Here is a 21,965-nt window from a genome sequence, read left to right as displayed (position 1 = left end):
GCAAGCAGTTTCCAGCTTCTCTCAGGTTGGAGTGCGGCAGTCTGTCGGCAAAGCAGCGCCATTGCACGAAGGCGGCGGGCAGCTTCCATTTCAACCTCCCATGTTTTCCCCAACCATATTTTTCAATTTTGAGATAGAGTCATCACGATTATATACCATAATCAAATTTACCATTTAACGGCCGTCAATTTGGTTCCCTTGGTAAGCTGACCGGGAACTGGTTTCGGTTTAAGCTTCACATCGATTTCGAATGCTGCTCGCGGGGAACCTATTGCGCGGTAAAGCGAACGAGAAGCGTGCGCGGGGCAGCAACACGAGAAGCGTAGCTTCGTGCGCGAGCATCGCAATGTCAGAAATCCCAACCGAGGACTCTCGCCGCCCTCCAGGGCACGTGCGCCGGCTACCGAGCCATAACCCAGCAGTTGGGTTGCGTCAGCGGTCTGGCTACGCGCCTGGCTCTTAGAGCGCACCACCATTGAGTCCCGCGATGGTCTCAAGCTCTGGAACGTGCGCCCGGGCGACAAGGACGGCTACTGACCCGATGAGGATGACCAGCATCACATTCAAGCCAAGTTCGCCGCTTCACGGCGGGCGGGCCCGGATCGCATCGGATGCGCAAGTTAATAATCACAAGTTGGCGCAACGTATTGCGAGACTGTTGCTTTCATGCCTCGTCTTCGCAGATAGGGCTGAGTTTGGCTCCAGCTGGCTCCCTGCGACTGTCGATCCACGCGAAGCAAAGATCATCTTGCGGACCGAGTGCATCTGGGAGACAAGCCGTAAAATTCCGGTGTCGCCTCGCAAGGAGGGGCGCAAGAGCCTCTTTGTTTTTGATTTCGATGCATTAATCATTAAATTTGGCGAATAAATAAAAAAATAGACTGGCGCTTTAATTTAAAATAGATTTGATTTAATCAGGAAGGAATGATCGTGGCGCTTCTTGATCACGGTTGTCGCTTCTGAAGCCGCGAATATTGCAGAATCAATAATTGCCAACGTGGACGGTCAAGCACCGGCCACGATGGGCAGGGGGAACCGCTAGTTCTTTTGCGTAACTTGGCAGGGATTGTCGCTGGTGGCGTGCCTATCGCCGTCCGAGCGAGCGCTAGCAATTTGCGTGAATTGATTTTGCGGTGACGCTCTCTGCTCTGCATTGGCAGACGAGGGTTGCGAATGACGTGCACGCATTTTGTAGCAATGTTCGGCCGGGCTCGCGCAATTTCGAATTCTTCTTCGTCAACTTGCGATCGTTCGATCCAACCAGGTTTGCGGTTTGCAAACATGGCGGCTGTCAGGCGCGCGACCGTGCACACGACATCCGCTCGCGAGCTCGGAGCGACTCTAGCCCCAAACAGGCTTGAGCGGCACATGTTCTCTTTGCACGTTTTCGAGTGCGAAAGCGGTCGCGGCATTTCGCTTCCCTTCAGGGCGGCGTAAAGGCTGTGAATCAGCACGGGCTTTGGCGCTCTGCTTTGCCAGTTCGCCAATGACTTCCGTCGTTACCAGTTTGATCTGCGACAATGCGGCGGCAAATCTAACGCCATACCCGCCAAAAAGTCCGGTGATGAGAAGCCCATCCACATTCGTGTCCTCAAGCAGTGCCTTCGCGCAGGCGGCGAAGACGGAAGGATCCGCATCCGTGCCGCCGGCGACGTCAACCGGGTTTCCGAGCGAAGCTGCCGGCGGCAGCAGTTTCGCGAGCTTCTCAATGGTTTGAGCGGACAGCGTCGCCAGCGCCAAAGCACTCGGTGTCATCATTCCACCAACGCTGCTCAGCCGTGCAGATCAGGTGATCGACTGACGTCTGGTATTGGCCCGAAGGAGAAGACTCAAGCGCGCGCCCGCCACAGCGTAACCGCAAGCAGTATATAGGCAGCACAAGTCCACAACGACTGCCAATTGTTCTGGCCCTTCGCTAAGCGCCGCATGGATGGCTGCCACCAAGAATACACCGGCAAATATCGCTTCCGCCATGGGGCGGATTCCTTTCTTGGGGCCATTGAGCTGTGTCATCGCCGCAAAAGGGAACGCCGCCATAGTGAGGGCCGCAAAAGGAAAATCCTTTTCGCGCGGGTCAAACATAAAGCCCAGCGCGGTCTCCGTGCCGATCACGATGGTTACGATCAAGATCAATCCGTGCATGATCGCCAGCACCGATGAGGTGCGGTAGTCCTTCGGACCCAGCAATTCCAGAAATGTGGGCGGTGCGCGCCCCGACATCAGGGCGTTGGCGCCGAACAGCGGCGAGGCAGTTGCCGCCACCAGAAGTGCGCCCCACAGAAGCCAGCTGCCCGCGTCGTAGCTTTCATAGAACATTTTTTGAGCGGCCCCCCCAAACAGGACTCCGGCGGTGGTTGCCGATATTCCGACCGCAAACCATGAGACGAGCCGGGGCTGCGAGAGCTTCCGGCGCGAGGTCAGCCATGCAGCGCCGAACACCAGGATCGCCAGCGCCATTCCGCCGCTCATTTGCAGTTTCCAGAGCGGATAATTGCTGACGGGGATGCCGGGCGGATATTTCAGCGTGCGCTGCGCGGAATCGAATAAGCCCCACGATCCGCCGACGGTGCCCTCGAACTCATGCTTCCACAATTCATCATAGGCCTCGAACAGGTTGACGCGGAAATTCTCGCGCCGGGCAACATCGAGGACCTCGGAGATCACCCGCGCCTGATTGATGCGCGACGGTAGTGCCGAACCGCGCATCCGTCCTTCGCTCGGCCAACCAGTTTCTCCAATCAGGATTTCCTTGCCCGGAAACGCGGACGCCACCTGCTTTCGGATGGCGTCGACGTGAGCAGCGGCAGATTCCGCCGGGATCGGCATATTTTCCCAATATGGCAGGATATGCACGGTGACGAAATCGACGGCGTCATTGAGTTCCCGATGGCGCAACCAGTACTCCCAGACGTCGGAATAGGTGACGGGGACCGGCACTTGTGCCTTGACCGAGCGGATTAAGGCAGCAAGGTCGGAAGGCGTCATCTTCCGATGCAACAGAACCTCATTACCGACCACGAGTGCGGTGATGGTTTCCGGATAATGCTGGGCGAGGCGTATGCCAGTGGATAACTGCGTCGCGTTCTTCTGTCGGTCCCTATCGAGCCAAATTCCCTGAATGACTTTCAGCCCCACCTTGGACGCAAGTTCGGGGATCTGATCGAGGCCAAGATCAGTCGCATAGGTACGGATACAGTCGGTTATTTTGGCAAGCTGGGCGAGATCTTCCGCGATCTGGTCACGCGGCACTGGTGTCGGCGACTCTGACGTTTGGTTGTTGCGGAAGGGCGCGTAGGATATGCATTGCAGTTTGGCATTCGGATCGATCGGTGCGCGCGCCAAGTTGATCGGTATGGCCAGCCACCACCAGACCGCGGCGATCGCACCTAGAGATATGATAAGAAGCGCCAGAGGCGTACGAAGCGAGATAGTGTGACCCTCCAACGTAGAGATCGTCGGTCAAAAGGCATGCTGTCGTGACCCGACAACAACAGAAATTATTGTCCGCCGGTACCTACTTGACTGTGAAAGCTGCTGCCAGATCGTCCGTGCCGCAAGAGGCGAGTCAACATCCACGAAGGCCTTAAGGCTACCGCAGGGCAGGGCAGGTAGAAATAATCTTCGCCATCTCCCGAGATAGCCTTCGGGGAACGGCAGCAGAGTGGCCTTTCTCTGACGGTCGCCGTGCCGGCTAACGAACGTCGCCTGTTGGCCCGTCTAGACGTGCCGGCTCGATCTGACCACGTCCGCTTATCCGCCGAGTTTCCGCCAGCATAATAGCGCCGGCAGCCGCCGGGACAATGACGAGGACCGTGACAAGCGCCTCCGCCGAGGCCAGGGTGTCGTGCCGGTCTGTTCCAAAGCTCAAGCATACGCTGGCCTCTATCGACGCACGCCCACCAACGATGAATGCACTCCGTCGAAAGGACGTGCGTTCGCGCACAAAGTACGATGCTACGTTTCGTCGCGTGCGTTTTGATCGCGCGGCAACATGACCAATGCCGGGCGCCGGAATATTGAGCGAAGTAGTTGCGGTCACCGCGCAGTAAGATCGCCCGCGGCTATGTCGAAGATGTTGACCGACTGTGAAGCAGTTTACATCCCCGTATTCTTGGCCCGCGCTAATGTGGCGAAGGCTTCTTACTTTGAAGGAGGCATCCGATGCACACCGCAATCAAATGGAACTCCCGATATAACGCTCGCGAATGGGTGACGATGGCTGGGACGCTCGTCGTTCAACTCCGCGCACTGAATGCAAACCGACAGAAGGGTGAAAGCAAGTCAAGGCGGCCACTCTGGAAACACTTCGACGACACCCATCATTGGGACTCAACCGCTGAGGAATGGGTTCCCGACCATGATCGGTGATCGTGCAGCCTTACCGGCCTAGACCGCGAAGCTGAGCGAGCACAGGTATCGGACCGGCAATTCTCCCACTCGTAGGGAGGCTGAAGACGCGGCAACCAAAGCTATCGATCACGGTTCGTGGCTCCGATCGCGGCATCGAGTGCCTTGCGTCCCGTGTAGTCTGAAATCGGCGCAGTGTTGCTCGCGTCCGTTCGAGGCTGCGGCGTGGTCAGGATTAGGCGTGGTTTGAGCGGAAGCGCCTCAAGGGCGGCGCCTTAAGCGTCGTGACCTGCGGCATAAATTTGCGAGCGTTGTCGCAATGGCGAAGGACCTTGCGGCCCGGACCGTCCTGGCCGCGGCGTCAACTATTCTTGGGAGGAGTTTGCCAGCTATGTGTAGGCTCGCTACAAAACGCAGCAGCTGCGCGTCGAAGGCTTAGCTGCGCAGGGCAGCCGCGTCGATTGCGGCTTCTGCTATCCGGAACGGCCGAGAGCCGAATAGCGTGGAATCCGTTAAGGGCGCTTATCGGACGTCAGCGGCGCGTTGCGCAAGGACCGCAATGACCCTTAACAGACATCGCGCTTGGCGGCGTTCACTTTTCGCCTGGGCCACTATGTTACATTGGGAAGAAGTCCGGTGATCGGCGCTTCGGTCGACAGATGTGCCTTCGCAAGCCTCTCTAATGTGCTATTCTCTTCGTATAAGCCATAGGTATACCATGACCGGTATTGCAGAGTGGCTAGCATCGATCGGTTTGGGCGAGTACGCCGAGCGATTCCGCGAAAACGCCATCGACCTCTCGGTCGTTCGAGATCTCACGGAGCAGGATCTAAAAGATTTGGGCGTCCTGCTTGGGCATCGCCGCAAGATGCTGCGCGCGATCGTAGAACTTCAGGGAGAGGTCCCGCGAAAGCCTCAAGTGGGCGCTAAGCCGGCGTCGGCGGACCAGGCCGGGCGGCGTCAGCTTACAGTTATGTTTTGCGATTTGGTCGGCTCGTCGGCACTTTCGGCCCGCCTTGATCTGGAGGACCTGCGGGCCGTAATGGGCACCTATCACGGCTGCATCGCAGAGGTTGTTGCCCGGAATGAGGGCGTTATCGCGCGGTACATGGGAGATGGCGTGCTCGCCTATTTCGGCTATCCCCAGGCGCACGAGGATGATGCCGAACAGGCGACACGCGCCGGGCTGGCGCTGGTCGATGCCGTAGCTAGCCTCCGGACAGACCCCGCCACCGAGCTGCAGGTTCGCGTTGGCATCGCTACCGGTATGGTGGTCGTGGGCGATTTGACCGGCGAAGGTTCAGCTCAAGAGCAGACGGTCATTGGCGAGACGCCGAACTTGGCTGCGCGCCTGCAGACCTTCGCCAATCCCGGTACCGTGCTGATTTCCGAAAGTACGCACCGGCTCACTGATGGGCATTTCGAATTCCGCAATCTCGGCCCTGTCGCGCTTAAAGGATGGGCGGAGCCAATGCCAGCTTGGCAGGTCCTGGGAACAACCGAAGTGGAAAGCCGCTTCGAGGCTCAGCACAAAACCCGATTGGCGCCGCCAATTGGGCGTGACGAGGAAATCGAGATGCTCTTGCGTCGCTGGCAGCACGCCAGGCGTGGCGAAGGTTGCGCGGTGATGCTCATCGGAGAGCCCGGTATCGGCAAGTCGCACATTGCGCTGGCGCTTGAGGAGCGGCTCGAGGTCGAACCGCATATCACGGTGCGCCAGTTCTGCTCGGCGCACCACACCAACAGTGCGCTGTATCCTTTCACCCGCCAGCTTGAACGCGCTGCCCGGTTCGAGCGGGGCGACCCGCCCGCAGAGAAGTTCGCTAAGCTCGAGGCTCTGCTCGTGCGGGCTGATGCCGACCGCGTGTTGCTACCTCTGGCCAACCTTCTGTCGCTACCACCAAGTGAGCGCTACCGCATTCCAGAGCTGAGCCCGCAGAAGCGCAAGGAGATGACATTGGCGGCGTTTTTGACTCAGCTCAATCTCTTGGCGGAGCGACAGCCCGTGTTCGTCATTGTGGAGGATGTCCATTGGGCAGATCCGACGTCGCTGGAGCTGCTCACGATGACCTTGGAACAGCTACCGCGGCTTCGGGTGCTGCTGCTCATCACCGCGAGGCCAGAGTTCACGCCGCCCTGGCCAGGTCATGCGCATGTGACCACGATCTCGCTCACGCGGCTGAACCGACGCAACGGGGCGGCGCTAATCGAGCGCGTCACCTCCGGCAAGACGCTCCCGGAAGAGGTAATGGAGCAGATCCTCGCCCGCACCGATGGCGTGCCCCTATTCGTGGAGGAACTGACTAAGACTGTGCTCGAAACCGGGCTATTACATGAGCAGGGCGATCACTACGTCCTCAACCGTCCTCTGCCCCCGATGGCGATTCCGACGAGTTTGCACGCATCACTGATGGCGAGGCTCGATCGATTGGCTCCGGTGAGGGAGGTGGCTCAGATCGGCGCTGTGGTGGGTCGCGAGTTCTCCTACGAACTGCTGAGCACCGTAGCCGGGTTGCCAAAAGAGAGACTTGAGGAGGCGCTTGCGCAGCTGGTTCGGTCGGAGTTGATATTCTGCCGGGGCGAGATACCCCAGGCGGTCTATACCTTCAAGCACGCGCTTGTGCGGGAGGCTGCCTATTCGGGACTGCTGAAGAGCCGACGCGCAGCGCTGCATGCTATGATCGCAGACGCCTTCGAGCAACGGTTCCCGGAAATTGTGGAGACTCAACCTGAAACTCTCGCGCACCATCTGAAGGAGGCCGGGCAGTTCCAAAGGGCGGAGGCATATTGGCTGCGCGCCGGCAAGAAGGCCGCCATGCGCTCGGCCAACCTTGAGGCCATCGCGCACTTGCAACGAGGTATCGAGGCCTCGGACCATCTGCCCGACAGCGCGCGAAAGGACAGGTTGGAACTTGACTTCCAATTCGCTCTTGGGCCTTGCCTGATCGCTACTCAAGGACCAGCCTCGAACAAGGCGATGGCAACCTTTGCCCGCGCGCGTGAGCTGTGCGAGCGCCTTGGAGACCCTCCCGAGCAACTCCAGGTGATGTTCTGGTTGACCACCGCGAGCGTAATGCGCGGTGAGTTGCCGGTGGCTGAGGAAACGATCGCCGCCCTGCTCCAACTCGCCGAAACGCGCGACGATCGACCGACGTTGCTCAATGCGATGCGAGGGCAGGGGATGATCCGCCTTTTCATGGGACGTCTGATCGGTGCCCATGAAGCGATCGAACGGGCCTACGATGCCTTTGAGGCGAGCAGCGAGGAGGATAGGCTGGCGGCACGTGTGGCCGGCCAGGATGCCGGCGTGGCTGACCTGGCGTTGATGTCGTGGGCGCTCTGGCTGCTCGGCCACGCTGATACGGCACTCACGCGAGTGAACGTCGCCATTCAGCGTGCCGACGCCATCAGTCATCCGCATTCGCAGGCGTATGCTTGTTACTATGCATGCATTCTTCACGCCCTTCGCGGCGAGTTCCTGACTGCGCAAGGTCATGCCGAACGCTGTATCGCCCTGTCAGAGGAGCATGGATTCCGGCAATGGCGCTTGGCGCGTGCTATTCGGGGCATATGCGTGGCGTCGCTCGAACCTTCACCCAGCGCACTCGGGGAGATCCGTGCCGCGTTGGACGAATATCGCAGCGCAGGTTATCAGCTGGCCATCACCGCGCTCTACGTGCTTTTGTGTCCGCCATTGTTGATTGGTCACGACTACGAGGCGGCGCTGGAATTGATCGAGCACGGCCTCGCTACAACGAGCCGAAATAGCGAACGAATTTTGGAGGCCGAATTGTATCGGCTGAAGGCACGGGTGCTGGTCGTCCGCGGCGGACCAGACGTCGAAGCCGAAGCGCAGGCACTGCTCGAGCAGGCAATAAATACGGCAAGAAGCCAACACGCCAAGACGCTTGAGCTTCGAGCCGCAATGGACCGTGCCGCGCTGTGGATCGATCAGGGCAGACGCGAGGAAGCGCTCAATTTCCTCGCGCCGATTTATGCCAGCTTCACCGAAGGCTTCGAGACGCACGATCTAAAGGAGGCAAAGGTGCTTCTCGATGGGCTGCGGTAATCCAACCGGGACAACGCATGCCCAGATCCAAATCCGCAACGCGATCTGCTTACTTTGGCTTGGCGCCACTAGCCGCCTTCTTTAGAGCCGCATAAGTACGATCTCGCAGCTCTAACCAATTCGGGTCGTCCTGTGGATTCTCGTTTATGAAAATGGGCTTGAGCAGCTTGTCGTCTTTACTATTCGCCTTAATCTCGTTTTCCGCTTTGTTAAACGCGTCGATTGCTTGTTTGGCGGCGGCGTATCCCAGCGTTATCGAATTTTCGAGATTGCTGTGATTCCATTTGAAATTGATGTGCCCCGGCACGTGAATCTCGATGACTACGCCTCTCCAAGGTTTTTTCCCGTTCTTCCCGTCCGCGGCTGGTTTGTCGAGCATCCCGCACTCGACTGCTTTCTCGAGTATCCCGGCTTCGGCTGCTCTGTCGAGTGTGTGCGCCTCTTTGACGTGATATTTGAAAAGCTTGACGTCATCCTCGCCGACCGTTGCCGCAAACAGTTGGCAGAGATTTGCTAGCGCATCGTGAAGATTTTCCGGCCTGCGGATTTGCTTCGCATCGACGATCCGGCTCACCCAGATTTCGTCCAAATCGGGGTGCTCCTCGAGCAAGCTATCGAAGTTCACAGTATCGACTAACGCCCCTTCGCAATATGTAACTTGGTCGATCTCAACCGTCCCTTCGACGAAGGGAAGAGACGAACACGCACACAGGCTGCGTGAGTCGATAGCTCCCTTGTACTGCTTTTTCTCGTCCTCTTTCATCCGACGATTGGAAAACAGCGCCAGCTTCTGTTCGTCGAGATTCCAGGCGTTGTGATAGATGTGTGGCATTCGGTCCTTTTTCAGCTCGCCGAAGTTTATGCTCTTCATAAACTCGCTATCCGGATAGTTGATCCTGGACAGGCCGTTGACTTTGGACAAGTACATCAGAGAGGTGAGGTATCGGACGAATGGATTAGGTGCGAGCACCTCATTGAGTATCCAGTTGTTGATGTCTCCTTCGCGCCATTCCTTGAAGGGTTCTTCACCACGAGGCAGACGGTTGAACCAAGCGGACATGGTGCCCTGGATCTGTTCCATCATCTTGTACGGTTGCCATCGGAAATCACTGTAACTTTTGGGATCGGTGACGAAGTCCTGGAAGGCCTTGATGTTGGCGTTCCAATCCGCCCCGAATACGGTGTTTATGGGGAAACGCTTATAGCCTTCATCGTCCCGAAACACGCCGTCCCTGAAGAATTCATAGGTCAGTTCGGCTCTGCTTTTGTTTTCTTTTTTGATTTTCTCTTCATTAAATTGATTGTGGACGATGCCAACCCAAGCGCCGATGCAGGACAACGCCCACACATCAGACTTATCGTCGAACGTCTTGCCGACTTCTGCAAGCGCTTTCAGAACCCCGATGTGTAGTCCTGCTGCCGGTCCGCCGCCGCCGAGCGTGATCGCTCTCTTCACCATTGGTTCCTCCATCTAATTTACGTGTGGCTTATTCTCCGATCAAGTTTCGAATTCCGTGAAGAGGAAGAGATTAATCGTTTTCGGGATCATTGGAAAGCGCGGTTGACGTCGACATTCGACGCTTTCTCGGACCTGCGCATCGCACTAACGCACCTCCGCTGAGGGCGCGGGCTTGCGTATCGGCGCGGTCACAACGAGTGCTGAACATCTTTGGAATGAAACCGCTGCTGGCAGCGGTGAGGGCGTGATACTGGCGCGGTGCGCCCCGTTGCGGTTCATGGGGAGCGTAAACAAGAGCTCGAACTTGCCTCAGGATGAGTTCTGGCCGAGCGGCCGTCAAACCTGCCCAAATTGATCGGACTACGGCAGCCCGAGTTCGACCCGCCGATCCCCGCGTCATGCAATAGTGTTTTTATACGACCAAGATGCGATAGGTGCCATTCCGAGATTGGCCATACACGGTGTTGCACAACGGCCCGGTGAATGGCCGAGCAGGGGCCTTTGGGACCACAGCGCTGGCCCCCGGAACGACATTGTGTATACAGAGCTGCCCGTTTCTGTTTTGCCGAGCCGGATGAGCAGGCAAATGGCTTCAGCCACTCGACCCCAATATTATGCGTTTGCTGTCTCTGCGCTGAGTGATGAGGTAATTAACACAGAGGCCGCGAACGCCACCAAGAATGGCTTGCGCCTCTCTGACAGCGCCGTTTGCTTGTCCGGTCTCATCACCACTATCATTGAAGCTCTTGGTGATGCAGTGTGACAAACCCGATATTCGCCCGTGTCGTCAGCTCTGGGTTCGGAGCTCGGCTAAACCAGTTGGTAGGCGATGAACCCTCTGTTGATGGGGCCGCAGCGACTAGCGCCAGGAAAACAGTCAGGGCTTCTGTCGGTTTTGAAGTTCAATTCTCTAGATTTGATTTGTAAGGCAAAGATCAGAAAAGTATATCAGCAGTTTATTTGATTCGTTATATTGATATTCATTGGATGTGCGGAGCGCGCCGCGTATTCGGTTTACAAAAAGCTGAACGACAGAATTGGAAACTCAGTGCCAGCGCAGCCCCGACAGCCGAGCGCGACTCAAACAGCGGATAGCTCAGCCTGTAAGAAGGAACAACGTTAGGCTCGTCTAGATGCGAGCGTCGAACGGGTGGCCAACCTGTACTCGTTTGAATGCCGGCCGCCGCGCTAGTTGAACGCCTCACTGCCAAACCAAACGGAGGGTAAGATGAAGAGTGCGCTCGCGATCATTGCTGTTGCTTCTCTCATTGTTTCGTTTTCGTTGGAAGTAAAAGCGCAAACCATGCCGCCCGCTAGCGGTGCGGCAAAATCTAAGGCGCCGGTGGCGCAACCAGCGAAGGGCGCGGCCGCGCAGAAAAGGATGATGACCACCTGCACCCCCCGTCAAAAAATGTCCGGAGCAGCCTGCTCGTAACAAGCCGAAGGCCGCCGACTTAGGCGGCCCGCTAGAGCGGAAACGAGCGGTCGGGCCACCGATCGTCGTGCTTGTCCACTACTCCCCTTTGGTTCGCGGATTGGGAAGCCACGGCTGCCTTTTCGACAAACGGTCGGGCCGCGTATTCGCCAGCGCAGGCGGGCCGACTAGCATGGTCTCGCCACTACAACCACGTTCGAACCTAGCGTTGCTCGCGATGACGAATTGCTGCTCGCGGTGCTTCAGCGCGACTGGAGATCTAGGGGTATCGGTCGGTACAGTTGTGGCCGTTGCGCGTGAACAGCCGCACGGCTTTGAAACACGCGCCCACGAGCCGCAGCACATCGCGGCCCGCACTCGCTCAAGCTCGTCAACAATGAAGCCGGGAAATTGCAATAAGTGGAGAGCTGACGAACGCGGAGCAAGATACCGGCTGTCCCTTTTGAAAGCAGTCGTGGTCTGCCAGTCGGATTGCGACAAAAAAGGGCAGCAGCTGCGGATTGTTCAGACCGGCAGCTTACGCGGCGCTAACCTATGCGCTCGGCGTCCGTCAGAATACCTCGATCGCCACGATTCATAAGCGGCCCGAGCTGCAGAGTTGTTTTTATCCGCTAGCCGGCATCCGGCGCTAAGTCAGTATTTGCTCGGACGTTACTATAACCCGAAGCCAGCTTTGGTGATCTTTGATCCTCCACTTGGGTTTAGCTCATGCAGATATTCAGGGCTGAACTCGGCTACAGCTTGCAGTTCCTGTGCGCGGAGCAGAGTAACGGTGTGGTTTTCCCATTCGCTGAGGCCCAAAGCCCTGAGTTCCTGGATCGTCCTGTTCGCGTGAACTACTGAAAGCCCACATGCATCGGCAACATCTTGCTGGGTGAGCGGGATCCGGTAGCTACCGCTTTCCGCCAGCCCGACGAATTCCATGCGAGTGGTAAGCTCGCAAAGAAGATGCGCGAGTCGACCTAAGGCTTGGCGCGCTCCGACATTCTCAACCCATTCGCGATAGATGGCAGCCTATATCAGCGTTTCGCGCCAAAACGCGTGTGTAAGTCCGAGAGATTGGGTCATCATCTCTCTGAGAGATGAATGGGGCACAGCGGCTATCGTCGAATTGCCTACGCTGCAAAGATCACAATCCGTGATCGGCAAATGCAGGGTAGGCAAGTCGGGCATGTCCCCAGCCAGGTAGAATGACGAGATCTGATTTCGGTCATTCACCACTCTTTGCCGAGCTAGAAAGCCGTCGATCACCACGATGCAGCTGCTGGGCTTGCCCCGTCAGGGCAGCAGGCGTTGCCGCAATATCATTTGGCAAGCGATCCTCGTAGCGGCTCAGCATGCGGATTTAGTCGATCTGCTAGGTCTCTCAAGCGCGCCCGTGGTCCCTCCTGACGCGCCACAATGACCGAGTAAACTACTGTTTCTCGAGATGCGCATTCCGGATTTCAATCTTGATGCGAGGCTACCTCTCACAAAAGTCAGCGCTTTGCCCCAAGATCTTCCACCTGCATCCGCATGAGTTGGTGGCGCATCAATAGAATGCGACGGCGATACGTTTTTCTTTACGCCAGACGACTGAACAGCGACGTGTGGCCACCGTCCGGAATGACAGTCAGCGCGAATTCGTCCGGAATCATTTCATCTCCTGCAACATCAAGGGCGGCACCGTATTCAGAGATGCTGCGAATCAAGCAATTTGCTTTCGAACGGCCGAAGCTGATTGAGCCGGACTTTGGGATGCGTGTCGAATGAGAACTGTTCTGCTCCATAATTTTTCTCCGAGTAAAGGGTTCGCCCCGCAGAGCGCAAATCGATTGTCGTCGGGCACCTACTGCGATCAAAAAAGAGTTCGCTAGAATCTCGAGACCCGATTCAATCTTAGCGCCCTGAATTAAACCACAACAGAAGACTGTTATACCAAAGATGCAATTAAATCGAATTAAATCGACAGCGGAAGGTCTATGACGAATGCAAAATGGCTGCACTAGTGCAAGCGGCGCTTAAGATCGCTCATACAGCCGTCGGTTATTTATCTCGATCCCGCGGGGCACTTGTCAGTCTCTGCGGCCGCCGACGGGGACCGGACGGGGTCGACGCGGGTTGCTGAGACCGCGCTACTTTGCGCGCTTGCGCGAGATCGTGAAAAGCGTCAACCCAAGCAACATCGCGATGACCAAAGAATATCGCATGCTCCTATCTCCGCCGGTTAACTCGGACGATACATCAAAACGCTGGACGGCACGCTATATTGGCGCACCCTAGGCTGCTCCGGACCGCAGAGTGCCCATACCCGCACAGTTTCTCGCGCAGGTGGCCGGAGTCCGTTGTGCATCACAAGCCGCCTATCACGGCCAAGATGGGAGACTTCCGCTTTGCGTTGGTAGGCCGACGTTTATGAGTACACGTCGTAGCTTCACGGCTTCCGGCGCCGCTTCCCTGCGGGTTCCTCAACAGCGGGCGCATGACTTCGATGCTGGTGATGCTGTTTTCAAATCCGGGCGGCAGCGGCATCAATTCGGGCGCGGCATCGTTGCAGGCCGGGCAGGGGTCGCCTGCGCCGTAGAGCCGCCAACGGCATCGCGTTGCCCAATCGGTGCGGAGAACATCGCCTCTGTCAGGGCGGCCAGGCTCATGCCGCCGACCACCATGCCTGGTGCAGCTTGGTCGCCGTGAGTTAGCTGGAGGGCGGTCACGATGACCGCAATAGCGTCGGGGTTTCTTAGAGGCACGGCAGGTTCAGACCCAAAGGCGGACCGCTGATGTAAGGGGCGGGTTGCTTATTTTCGCAACTCGATGGACGACTGCTACAACACCTCAGCACGAACCTGAGCCACGCCACGATCCGTAATCCCCAAGGTGCGCGCGGCGGCGAGCGAGAGGTCGAGGACGCGGCCACGAACCCATGGTCCGCGGTCGGTGATCCGAACCACCACCGAATTATTCGTCTCAAGATCAGGACTCGGACTCTCGTGCCGAACGGCAGACGGGGGGGGCGCCGCGGTTAGTTGATTCCGATCAAACGATGAACCACTCGCTGTCTTCCCTTTGGAATACGAATAGTAGGAGGCTTTTCCGGAAAAGACTCGGTTGAAAGATTGAATGCCCGAAAGATCATTCAAGAGCTCTTGTCTGTTCGGAGGTTGCGCTTGCGGCTCATCCTTCTTTATCTGATCGAGTCCTTCAGGAGCGGGCTCCGCGTGAGCCTTTGGAATGATGGACCATCTGTCATTGAATGTTTGCCCGACAGCAGGGGTCGGGTGAAGCCCCGTCCAAGCGGAGACTGTTGCAATCACGATCATTCCAGAAAACAGACGCATGATCGACCTTACTAAAGATCACAAGACACAAGAACAATGCAAACTCCTGAGGCGCGTTCCGGGCATGTGCGGGAATCCTGTGCCGAGAGGCGATAACATACCGATAGTTGAGGATGTGTTGCACGGCGCAGCGTGGACGCAGTGCAGCAAGCAGACAGCCCGCTGCAACGCATCACGTTAATTGGCGAGCAGTTCTAGAGCTCTCTGGCGAAGTGAGCGTCGACACCGCGTGTGCGTGCAGGCGATTCAATCAGTAGCGTGAATGTCTTCGCCTGATCATAGAGACTGGGAGGACATTGAACGGACCGCAACAATTCATGGGGCGAGAGGCCGCGAGCCCGCGTAAGATGCTCCGTACGTTATTCAGCCTCGCTCGCAGTGGATCGCAAACGGACGTAACGACCGGCTCGTCACGTTGATCCGTCGTCGCGGCGCGTGGGGACGTTGAAATCCCGCGCGGCAAGCTCCAGCTCGAGCTCAGTGATTCGCTCAAAGATGCGAGCAGCAATCGTCTCCGATTCTTCCGCGGTTAAGGATCGAATGCCCCGCAAAGCAAGCTCGTCTCTGAGAACCTTCGCCACAATCAATTGGATGGCCATTTGATCAATAGTCCAAAAACCATGATCAAACCGCAACCGAAGAGCGAGCGCAAGTGGTTGAGCGATTTCCCCGCGGTGCTCCGGCTAGCCGTCTCGGAACGGAATGCCGAAGCTGTCGCAGGTATCTAGGCTATTTGGTTGATCGCAGTGCGCTTCGCTTGAGCACGAGCTGACCCGCATCTCCAATTTCGATTGCTCCTCACTTAGACGCCTTTCGACAAACTGGCGCTCGAACTCCGTCAGATTGGTCTGCAATAAAAGGCGATAGCGTTGAATACTGTTGCAATGTGCACGCGCCAAGGGGTCGTCAATCATCGTGTCTTCCTGTGACGGATATAGCAATCCATTCATCGCTTGCCTAATGGGCGCGCGAGCCGAGCAGCATTGCACCACATCGCAGGAGCGGAGTCTCCCGCGCGGTCGTCCATCGTAGTGAGCTTTTCTTTCCCGATCTGTGAACTAGTTCACAATCAGCGGCGGGTCGTCTCCCGCAATGGCTCGCCCCCTATCTGACCACTGATCGCTTCGAAAACACTCTCCGACGTCGCGCGCTGCGGATTTTTGCTTGTCAGCCCCAAAGCAGTCGACCTAGGCTATGTTCATTATTCAACCGGGAGGCGGACGTGGCGACAGGCATTGTGAAGTGGTTTAGCGCAACCAAGGGATTCGGTTTCATCCAGCCCGATGACGGCGGCCAGGATGTTTTCGTGCATATCAGCGCAGTGGAACGCGCCGGCTTATCGGGCTTGGCTGAGGGGCAGAAGGTCTCCTATGAGGTCCAACTTGACCGCAAGCGCGGCAAGAGCAGCGCGGAAAATCTGCGCGTCTGACGGCTGCCGCGACCATGGCGCTGCGGTATTGATCACTGCACCTTTTGTCCGAGGTCTCTCAGGAGCGCGTGGAGAAAGTCACTTGCATGGTCTCGTTTCCCTTCGGTTCCTGCAAGAATTTTGGCATGTGTCCACGCGCTTCACGATCGCGCGGGGCGGGGCGTTCGGACGGGTCGCGGCCGAGCTTGGCCTGCAGCTCGACGAGGTCGGTGAAGACGTCGGCCTGGCGGCGCAGCTCATCGGCGATCATCGGCGGCTGGCTGGCGACGTGGAAATCACGGTGACCCGCACGCCGCGGCGCTGAACGGCCTCGACCAGGGAGCGGAAGTCGCCGTCACCCGAGAACAGCACCATCTGGTCGATGTGTTCGGCGAGCTCCATGGCGTCCACGGCGAGCTCGATGTCCATGTTGCCCTTGACCTTGCGGCGGCCGGATGCGTCGATGAACTCCTTGGTCGCCTTCGTGACGACGGTGTAGCCGTTGTAGTCCAGCCAATCGATCAGGGGGCGGATCGAGGAGTATTCCTGATCCTCAATGATCGCGGTGTAGTAGAATGCCCGAAACAGCGTCCCGCGGCTCTGAAACTCCTTCAGCAGGCGCTTGTAATCGATGTCGAAGCCGAGAGTTTTCGCCGTCGCGTAGAGATTGGCTCCATCGATGAAGAGCGCGATCTTGTCCGTAGAGGAAGGTGACATTCAGTTCACGCTTTCGGTGAAGCAGCGCGGATCAAGCTGAAAGCATCGCGGGCCCGCGAAGCAGAGGGCCTTCGCATTCTATATAGATCGCTACCGAAGATCGTCGAGGAGACGGATGCTTTAAGCTTCAGCTATTTTCAAATCGTATCACGCCTTGGAAGTCTGACATCAGCCGAAAGTCGGCCTGTCAGATTTGTAACGTGTCCTATCTTTTTGCAGGTGCTTGTTTCAAGGTGCTCGCGCCGTGACCGTTGGCGATTTTGCTCTGTTTGATCTTTGGATCCACCGGCGGGTCCGCGGCTGTCGGTGATCTGTCTCAGCTCCAGGCGGAGACGTTCTCCTGGTCGGAACCGAGAGAAGCCGACCCCGCAGCTCAATACATGGTGCTCGAGCCGTGTTCCAGTTGCTGCTGACGGCTCCTTACCGCAATGGAATGAAATCTAAAGATACGTCGGCACGTGGCGCCGACCTGAACGCGTGGAGGGGCTTTCGGCGGCGGATCGCCTAGGCACACAAGGAGGTCGGGCCGTTATAGGCGTGCAGACGACGACCCACGTCAAGGTTTTGAGAACTCGCTAACGACCATCATTCAAACTAATATTTAGCTTCAACGGAGAATCAGAAATCGAGCGCGACTCACATTAGTGTAGTGGTCGCGGCCGCCCCGCGACCAAGCGGTCGAGCGCCACGGCCTTTCCAAAAACCCCGGGGCAATGGTTGCTCGGCCGCTGCAGCTAACATCGTCCCTAAAAGGGTAAGCAACACGACCTTAGGGCGTTGCAGCTGGATGCCGGCAACCTTACTCAAATGCCACGCCTTGGCGGTGGAAATCGAGCCCCTCACAGATCCAGGGGAGTCACAGCTCCCGCTCCATTGCGGGATGGCTGCGGTTCTTGATCTTCACCCAATGTTTCTGCCGCTCGCCGCGGTGCGGCCGATCACGGTATTTCGAGACCAGCCCTTCCAGTCCCATGCGGCAGGCCGCCCGGAAACGCTTCGGCCCGATCTCGCCGCGCTCGAATGGCGCGACGGTGATCCCGTCCGGCCGGTGAGCCAATAGCCGCTGCAGGTTGGTCTTGCGCAGGTGCAGCGGGAGCTGCCGGCTATCGTCACCGCCCATTGCCAGCACGTCGCTCGCATAAAGCTGGGCTTCATGGTCGTGCTTGCTCGAGCGCAGCGCGTTGAATTCAGAAGTCCATCCTTTTATGCCAGAAATCGGTTTTGCCACACTGAAGATGCGCATGGGCGCGACGCACTTCTTGTGGGTGACGCTGCCGAAAGTTGCGACCGAGATGGCGCTGTGCGTGCTCTGATACAATCTGACACGGGTGCTGAACATCGTCGGGATGAAACCGCTGCTGGCGGCAGTGAGGGCGTGAAACGGGCGCTGGCGCGCGCCATTGCGGTTCATGGGACGCCTAAAAAAGAGCCCCCGACATTGCGTCATGATGAGTTCTGGTCGAGTGGCTCGCAAAATTTGCCCAAATTCACCGGACCGCGGTAGCCTGAGTTCGCCCGCGCCGGTCTGCGTCATGCAACAGCGTTTTTACACTACCAAGGCCCGTTGCAGACCTATGTCGCTACATTGAACCTGAGCCACGCCACGATCCGTAATCCCAAGCTGCGCGCCGCGGCGAGCGAGAGGCCGAGGACGCGGCCACGGACCGATGGCTCGTCACGTCATCGCCGCTCGTGGGGATGTTGAAATCCCGCGCGGCAAGCTCCAGCTCGAGTTCAGTGATCCGCTCAAAGATGCGAGCAGCAATCGCTCCCGACTCTTCCGCGTGAAAAGATAGGCTTTTAGCGGTATTTTGGGAGTCGGGAACAACCGGCAATCCGAGTGCGTTTTCTTCCAGCTCCGGGCAGTGTCTCGGAGCAGCGTAGCGTAGACTCCCGGCCTCAAAGGATTCATCCTCCTGAGGGGCCGGCTTTTTGGCCGCCGCCGCGGCACGCGGCCGGTTCGCGCTGGCGGTTTATCTCTCTTAGCGAGGCGCAACCAGAGCTGCCATACTGAATGCGACTACGCAGGCAGCAGCCAAGGACCAGAGCACTATAGCGATCTCTTTGGGCATGGTCGTGGCCTCCTGACGAAAGCCGCCTAACCCTTACTGCCGAACGAGCTTAAGAGCGCATACCGATCAGCATTGTGTAGGCAAGCCGACGCCAAATCAGGTTCATCAGGACTAGCATGTGGCATCCCCATATTTGATGCGGCCAGCTTCGACCTGGTATGTTTCAAGAAGATTTCGCCAGGAGTGCGAAATGGCTTCGTGCCGAGGGTGGGAGGGCAGCCCCGCCGGTTCACGCTGGCGGGCGCGTTCTCGGTTGCCGTAACGTTCTTCTGGCAGGCATGATGGGTGCTAGCCGGCTTTAACCCCTTGTTGCTCGACTTAAATCTGGCGGCGGCCCAGTCTGGTGTTCACCGTGCGGAACACGCTGCGAGTGCCATGTTGTGGGACGCGGTTTTAAAAGAACGAATAGTGGACGACACGAACGTGGTTGGCCAATCATGTCTCCCGATAGCCGGCAAGTTCCGCTCTTGCGAGTGCCCGGGCCTACTCAAGCGCTTCTGCCCCGGTCAACAGGTTCGGCGCGAGCCGACGTCCCGCGATATCGACCCAGTAGAGGTACACGCTCGGCCGACCATCGCGAAGCAGACTTCGTGGCCGCCGGTTTGGGGCACAGCTTCGTGCTTACGTATGCGGATGTCGCCATCGAAACGCCGCGGCTCCAAGAGTCAATCGCTTGGGTCTTGGAACGCCGGCGAGCTACCGCGCGTCGTGGGTGTGGAAAACGCAATAGGGGCGAGGCCCGATTCCATGTCCGCACCCTATTCAAGTGGAACGTGACCCGTCGCGAGCTTGCGGCTTTGCTGCAAGATGCCATCCGGCAACGTCTGGGGTCTGGAGACAGCCTTCGCAGGTCAGATAACCTGTAAGCATAGTGCGACCGCGCGAGACGTTGGCCAGCGAAGCGTCTCTCCGGCAATTTGGGCAGATTAACGCGAGTCTTCGCACTGGCCAGCGCTGCAAAACGACCCCAGCATTGCGTCCCTCCAGTCAGAGGAGCGCTATCAGAAGTTGCGATGTGCGTCAAAAAGGACGTCGGCACTGCTGCGGAAATAGCGAAATATCGCTTGTGCCGTCGGGCAAAACAGTGGTTCATAGGGTGCTGGTCCAACGCGAGAGCCAGCCAATGTCGAATGAAGTCGAGACGACCGAGCTATCGAAGATTGCTAATCTCAACGGAGACTTCAGAAGAAATTACGGAACCTTGCTTGGCGCCATCCTGTACTTGCGCTCGATCAGTGCAGCGCGGCGAACATCTCAATGGGGCGGCTTGATCGTCGCTTTGATCACGGCCGCTTTGACGTGGCTGGCGAGGCAAGAATGGCCGTGGCCCGGTTCATGAAGACGTGAATTCTTTGCGCCGCTCAACTGACTTAGGTTACGGAGGCCGCCGCGCTTTGAGGCTCGGTCCGATGGTCAATGCGCTCGTCCCGCTTAAGAGCAGCTTACCGAAAGCACGGTGGGCGTGCCGCGCAGCGCAGTACGTCAGAATGTCGACCGACTACCAGCAGTATTCGATCGCGAACCAGACCGCGGTGATCGCCGCCTATGCGCTAAGGCTCGAGTGGCAGATCGTTCGAACCTATCGGGATGAGAGCAAAAGCGGCCTTCACATCAAGAACAGGAAGGGCCTGCTCGATCTGATCGACGACGTTCAGTGCGGTCGCCCAGATTTTAGTAACATCCTCGTCTACGACGTCAGCCGGTGGGGGCGATTTCAGGACGTTGATGAAAGCGCGTACTACGAGTTCATCTGCAAACGGGCGGGTATCAAGGTCGTCTATTGCGCCGAATTATTCGGTAACGATGGCGGTCTCATGTCAAGTATTGGGAAGAACCTGAAGCGGGCCATGGCTGCTGAATGGAGCAGGGAGCGATCAGAAAAGGTCTATGCTGGAGCTTGTCATCTCTCTCGATTGGGATTCAGGCAGGGCGGCCGACCCTGTCTCGCGTTGCGCAGAGAGTTGATTGATGTGAATGGACGCTCGCGAGGCGTGCTGCAAAATGGTGAGCGGAAATACCTCCAGACAGATCGAGTCATTCTGCAACCAGGCCCCGCGGACGAGGTGGAACAGGTGCGCTCGATCTTCCGGCAGTTCGTTATTGAACGGAGGAGCGAGACGAAGATTGCGCGGAGCCTGAATTCCGCTGGGATCCATTGCCCGACGGGTAGGCCTTGGACGGCTTGGATCATCCACAATCTGCTGGTGAACGAGAATTACATCGGCAACATCGTCTACGATCGCCATCCGTACCGTCTTCGGCAACGGCGCACGAGGACTCCTGCTGATCGATGGATCAGAAAGGTCGGCGCATTCGAGCCGGTGATTGCTGCGGATTTGTTCGCGAAGGCGCAGTCTATCATTGCAGCTCGCAAGAGCCAGAAAGGTCTTTCCAACGAAGAGATGCTGAAGCGCCTGAGAATTGTCCTGCAAAAAAGGGGGAAGCTCACTCGCGCCATTATTGATGCGGCTCCCGGCGTGCCGCGTCCATCTGTTTACCAATTGCGCTTTGGGACAGTGAGAAACGCCTATCGGCTGATTGGTTACGTTCACGCGACGCCTGGCTTGCCATGATCGATGAACACGCCTCGAGACTTGGAGCGGCTCTTATGAAATCCGGGGAAGATGTCAGGTTTGATCGAGTCCACCAAATGCTCGAGGTGCGAGAATTGCTAATATCGCTGCGCGTGGCCCGGTGCTGTCAGGACGGCAAAGAGGGGCATTCGCCTTTCTGGACGATCGAGTGTGGCCGAAATATCCCGCCAGGTCTGCTCCTCGCGATTCGGCTTGACGCGTGCAACCAGAGCGTTTGCGATTTTTTTTTGATGTCCTCTTCGAACTTCGTGCGAAGGCCGAGGTTTACGGAAAATGTCCATAAGCGTTACGGCGTGCGCCGGGTTGGAACGTTCAACGGCGTCATTCGAGCAATCAAACGACGGCTAGCGTGACTTCTTGAGCGATGAGCTGCAATCTTGACTGCGTGAACAGCCGAGTTTGAGCGTGGGCAAGCCTTCGCGCATGGAGGCCCAACGCGTAGTCGAGGAGTACCTGTGCGATCTGCGGGAGATCATCAGGAAGCTCCGTGGGGGCTCAACTGAGCGAGCCGCTCTTGACGGACGCCCCGCCACGGGAGTCTGATCGG

Annotated in this window: 14 protein-coding genes and 2 pseudogenes; 6 read left to right on the top strand and 10 right to left on the bottom strand. The window is 57.7% G+C overall.

The features are described 5' to 3' along the window. Positions 1 to 547 precede the first annotated feature (547 nt). Complete coding sequence (locus tag ACVWYI_RS33645; protein WP_456664256.1) at positions 548 to 868, top strand: hypothetical protein; 321 nt, start codon at positions 548 to 550, stop codon at positions 866 to 868. 473 nt (positions 869 to 1,341) lie between these two features. Here the strand turns inward: ACVWYI_RS33645 and ACVWYI_RS33640 are convergent, their stop codons facing one another. Together ACVWYI_RS33640 and ACVWYI_RS33635 are read right to left on the bottom strand one after the other, a co-directional pair. Continuing rightward, entirely contained in the window at positions 1,342 to 1,758 is a 417-nt protein-coding gene (locus ACVWYI_RS33640; RefSeq protein WP_456664255.1) for a hypothetical protein, read from the bottom strand. 71 nt (positions 1,759 to 1,829) lie between these two features. Then, positions 1,830 to 3,429 (bottom strand): annotated as a pseudogene (locus ACVWYI_RS33635) (glycoside hydrolase family 17 protein). 1,636 nt (positions 3,430 to 5,065) lie between these two features. Here ACVWYI_RS33635 and ACVWYI_RS33630 point away from each other — a divergent pair. Further along, the gene (locus ACVWYI_RS33630) at positions 5,066 to 8,416 is read left to right on the top strand and encodes an AAA family ATPase (protein ID WP_456664254.1); all 3,351 of its coding nucleotides are present in this window, start codon (positions 5,066 to 5,068) and stop codon (positions 8,414 to 8,416) included. Between the two features lie 49 nt (positions 8,417 to 8,465). Here ACVWYI_RS33630 and ACVWYI_RS33625 read toward each other — a convergent pair whose 3' ends face one another. Then, positions 8,466 to 9,875 (bottom strand): patatin-like phospholipase family protein, encoded by a 1,410-nt coding sequence (locus ACVWYI_RS33625; RefSeq protein WP_247447260.1) that lies wholly within the window; start codon positions 9,873 to 9,875, stop codon positions 8,466 to 8,468. Positions 9,876 to 11,103: 1,228 nt separating this feature from the next. Here ACVWYI_RS33625 and ACVWYI_RS33620 point away from each other — a divergent pair. Next, positions 11,104 to 11,310, top strand: a complete 207-nt coding sequence (locus tag ACVWYI_RS33620) for a hypothetical protein (RefSeq protein ID WP_247447258.1) — start codon at positions 11,104 to 11,106, stop codon at positions 11,308 to 11,310. Between the two features lie 654 nt (positions 11,311 to 11,964). Here the strand turns inward: ACVWYI_RS33620 and ACVWYI_RS33615 are convergent. The 5 genes from ACVWYI_RS33615 to ACVWYI_RS33595 form a co-directional block, all read right to left on the bottom strand. Next, on the bottom strand, positions 11,965 to 12,318 hold the full coding sequence (locus tag ACVWYI_RS33615; protein ID WP_456664607.1) for a Crp/Fnr family transcriptional regulator: 354 nt from the start codon (positions 12,316 to 12,318) through the stop codon (positions 11,965 to 11,967). A 554-nt stretch (positions 12,319 to 12,872) separates the two neighbouring features. Next, a complete protein-coding gene (locus tag ACVWYI_RS33610; RefSeq protein ID WP_456664253.1) occupies positions 12,873 to 13,079 on the bottom strand; it encodes a PilZ domain-containing protein in 207 nt (68 codons plus the stop codon). 1,035 nt (positions 13,080 to 14,114) lie between these two features. Then, entirely contained in the window at positions 14,115 to 14,609 is a 495-nt protein-coding gene (locus ACVWYI_RS33605) for a septal ring lytic transglycosylase RlpA family protein (RefSeq protein WP_354051780.1), read from the bottom strand. 428 nt (positions 14,610 to 15,037) lie between these two features. Beyond that, positions 15,038 to 15,226: a hypothetical protein gene (locus ACVWYI_RS33600; RefSeq protein ID WP_456664252.1), complete on the bottom strand. Its 189-nt coding sequence runs from the start codon at positions 15,224 to 15,226 to the stop codon at positions 15,038 to 15,040. 84 nt (positions 15,227 to 15,310) lie between these two features. Continuing rightward, complete coding sequence (locus ACVWYI_RS33595; RefSeq protein WP_247447254.1) at positions 15,311 to 15,541, bottom strand: hypothetical protein; 231 nt, start codon at positions 15,539 to 15,541, stop codon at positions 15,311 to 15,313. Between the two features lie 308 nt (positions 15,542 to 15,849). On the opposite strand from ACVWYI_RS33595, the gene ACVWYI_RS33590 reads away from it, so the two are divergent. Beyond that, entirely contained in the window at positions 15,850 to 16,056 is a 207-nt protein-coding gene (locus ACVWYI_RS33590) for a cold-shock protein (protein WP_247447253.1), read from the top strand. Between the two features lie 58 nt (positions 16,057 to 16,114). Here ACVWYI_RS33590 and ACVWYI_RS33585 read toward each other — a convergent pair. Both ACVWYI_RS33585 and ACVWYI_RS33580 read right to left on the bottom strand, forming a co-directional pair. Then, positions 16,115 to 16,752 (bottom strand): annotated as a pseudogene (locus tag ACVWYI_RS33585) (LabA-like NYN domain-containing protein). 856 nt (positions 16,753 to 17,608) lie between these two features. Next, a complete protein-coding gene (locus ACVWYI_RS33580; RefSeq protein ID WP_456664251.1) occupies positions 17,609 to 18,163 on the bottom strand; it encodes an ATP-dependent DNA ligase in 555 nt (184 codons plus the stop codon). Positions 18,164 to 19,947: 1,784 nt separating this feature from the next. Here ACVWYI_RS33580 and ACVWYI_RS33575 point away from each other — a divergent pair. Next, entirely contained in the window at positions 19,948 to 20,163 is a 216-nt protein-coding gene (locus tag ACVWYI_RS33575) for a hypothetical protein (protein ID WP_247447250.1), read from the top strand. Positions 20,164 to 20,233: 70 nt separating this feature from the next. Next, the gene (locus ACVWYI_RS33570; protein WP_456664250.1) at positions 20,234 to 21,397 is read left to right on the top strand and encodes a recombinase family protein; all 1,164 of its coding nucleotides are present in this window, start codon (positions 20,234 to 20,236) and stop codon (positions 21,395 to 21,397) included. The last annotated feature ends 568 nt before the right edge of the window (positions 21,398 to 21,965 follow it).

The sequence above is a fragment of the Bradyrhizobium sp. LB13.1 genome (assembly GCF_054056815.1).
Note: the sequence above shows the minus strand (reverse complement) of the source record. Positions and strands in the feature narration are given on the sequence as shown.